The 2,305-nt window shown below is 72.1% G+C and carries 2 protein-coding genes; one reads left to right on the top strand and one right to left on the bottom strand.

Annotation, left to right across the window (positions count from 1 at the left end):
- Positions 1-32: 32 nt before the first annotated feature.
- Positions 33-566, bottom strand: a complete 534-nt coding sequence (locus tag FNH04_RS44995; protein WP_152792000.1) for a carboxymuconolactone decarboxylase family protein — start codon at positions 564-566, stop codon at positions 33-35.
- A gap of 294 nt (positions 567-860) precedes the next feature.
- On the opposite strand from FNH04_RS44995, the gene FNH04_RS49210 reads away from it, so the two are divergent.
- Positions 861-2,246, top strand: a complete 1,386-nt coding sequence (locus tag FNH04_RS49210; protein ID WP_194237032.1) for a hypothetical protein — start codon at positions 861-863, stop codon at positions 2,244-2,246.
- Positions 2,247-2,305 lie beyond the last annotated feature (59 nt).

Genomic DNA, 2,305 nt, shown 5'->3' on the forward strand with positions numbered 1-2,305 from the left:
CCCCCAGACCCCCGCACGTCGCGAGCAGAGGGCTACTCGGCCAGCACCGCCTCCGCGTCCAGCGTCACACCCACCGCATGGACGACCGAAGCGATCTTGAACGCCTCCTGAACGGCCGCCCGGTCGAGACCCGCCCTGCGGAGCTCCCGCTCGTGGGAGTCCAGACACACACCGCACCCGTTGACCGCCGACACCGCCAAGGCCCAGAACGCGAAGTCCACCCTGTCGACCCCGGGGTCACCGATGACGCTCATACGAAGCCCCGCACCCAGCGCGCCGTACTCCCGGTCCGACAGAAGATGCCGCGTCCGATGGAAGACGTTGCTCACGGCCATCGTCGCGGCAGCCGACTTGGCAGCCGTGTACGCCTCCGGCGACAGACGCGCCCTCGCCTCCGCCCCCAGCTCCCGCAGCACGACAGCCGAACGCGAGGCGATCGCCGTCACCAGCACCGTGCCCCACAGCCGCTGCGGGGAAAGCCCGGAGCCACCGGTCACCGCGTCCAGGTTCCGGCGCAGGTCCACGGCATAGTCCGGAATCGAGGCCTTCAGGGAGTCGAGCGACATCTCAGATCACTCCCGTTACCGACAGCCACTCCGATCAACCCGCCCGAGTCTAGCCAGCTCCCGCGCCGGGGCGGCCGCGCACCTCGCCCCTCAGAGCGCCCGAGCCCTGAAAGAAGTCGTTCCCCAGTCGGTCAAATGAGCGCCGAACAAAGACCGTTCGGACAGCCGGACGCTCCATCTTCCGTCAGGTAGCGGCAGGTAGCGAGACTCCCACCGCGGCGCCTGCCCCGGCTGCTACACCTACCCCCTCGGAGTTACACGTCAGGCGTGTGTGCGACAGGTCAAGGGGGAGTGATGACGGACCATCGGATATCCCTCGACCGGGCCGGGTACGGCCTCCTCTCGCGGACCCTCGCCGAGTGCGGACGGGACGCCGCGACCGGAGAGCTCCGCGTGTCCGGTAAACCCGGTGGCGCCTTCCATCTCCGGGGCGGGCTCGTCGTCGCCGTCGAGAGCCCGGGCGCGCCCGGCCCCGAGGCGCTGCTGCTGCGTTCGGGGAGGATCAGCGGCGAGCAGTGGGACGGGCTGCTCCGCGAACCAGGGGCCGGGCGCTGGCCGGAGGCGGGGCTGATCGCCCACGGGTACGCCGGTGCCGCCCAACTCCGCGTCGTCAGCATGCTGGCGCTCCAGGACGCGGTGTTCGCGGTCGTCGCGGGCCGTGTGGGCGGTGTCGAACCGCTCGCCGAGCCGTCCGGTTGCGGTCCGACCGCGCCGGTCGCGATCGGGGAGACCCCGCTGAAGCTGCTCCAGGAGGCGACCCGCAAGCTCACCGCCCTCGCCGCGCTGCCCTGCCCGGTCCTCCCGGACCGGGAGCGCCCTCTCCCCACGCCGGGGGCCGACCCGGACGACCCCCGGCTGCCGCCGGTCAGGCGGGAGGTCCTGACCCACGCCGACGGCCGCCGCACCGCACGCGACCTTGCCTTCACCACCGGACGCGGGGTCTACCCCGTCACCGTCGAGATCGCCCGCATGCTCGCCGAGGGCCTCCTGCACTGCGAGGACGCCCCACCGCCGGCCCTCCCACACCCGGTCCGCACTCCGACCACGGGCACGCTGCACCCCGTACGCCAGGAAAGCCCCGCACCACGGCCGACTGCCGCAGCAGTACGGCTGGACGAACCAGTACCGCTGGACGAACCAGTACGGCTTGACGAACCAGTACGGCTTGACGAACCAGTATTGACGACGGCACCGCAACCGCAGGACCAGCCCCAACCGCCAGGCCCGCCGGCCTTCCCCGGGCAACCGAACCCGCCGGGTCGGCTGGACCTGCCGGGGCAACAGAACTCGCCGGGCCAACCGAACTCGCCGAGCCACAGAGACTCGTCGGGCCACAGCAACTCGTCGGGGCATCCGGTCCCGCTGGGCGAGGTGAACCTGGTGGGTCGTCCGGACCTGCCGGTACCGAACCTGCTGGGCCAGCCGATCCCGTTGGCGCACCCGGACCCGCCGGGCCGAGTGAACCTGCTGGGTCGGCTGGACCTCCCGGGCCAACCGACCCCACCGGAACGACCGATCCCACCCGGCCACACGAACCGACGAAAGAAGCTGCCCCGGCGTGAGCCGGGGGCCAGCGGCATCACCGAGACCCTCGCCTCCGCGAAACGCGAGGCGAGTTGGAAGGGGTTCTTCCGTCTGCGCCACCGCGTCTGGACCCCGGACCCGGACTCCGGCTCCTGACGGCCCCGGCCCCGGACCCGGACCCGGACCCGGACACGGATACGGCCATGGACCCCGCC

Origin of the sequence: Streptomyces phyllanthi (assembly GCF_009377205.1) — a bacterium.
GTDB lineage: Bacteria > Actinomycetota > Actinomycetes > Streptomycetales > Streptomycetaceae > Streptomyces > Streptomyces phyllanthi.

What these genes read in the sequence shown, in the direction of transcription:
- FNH04_RS49210 (WP_194237032.1), top strand. Translation starts at nt 861, where the DNA reads ATGACGGACCATCGGATATCCCTCGACCGGGCCGGGTACGGCCTCCTC.
- FNH04_RS44995 (WP_152792000.1), bottom strand. Translation starts at nt 566, where the DNA reads ATGTCGCTCGACTCCCTGAAGGCCTCGATTCCGGACTATGCCGTGGAC.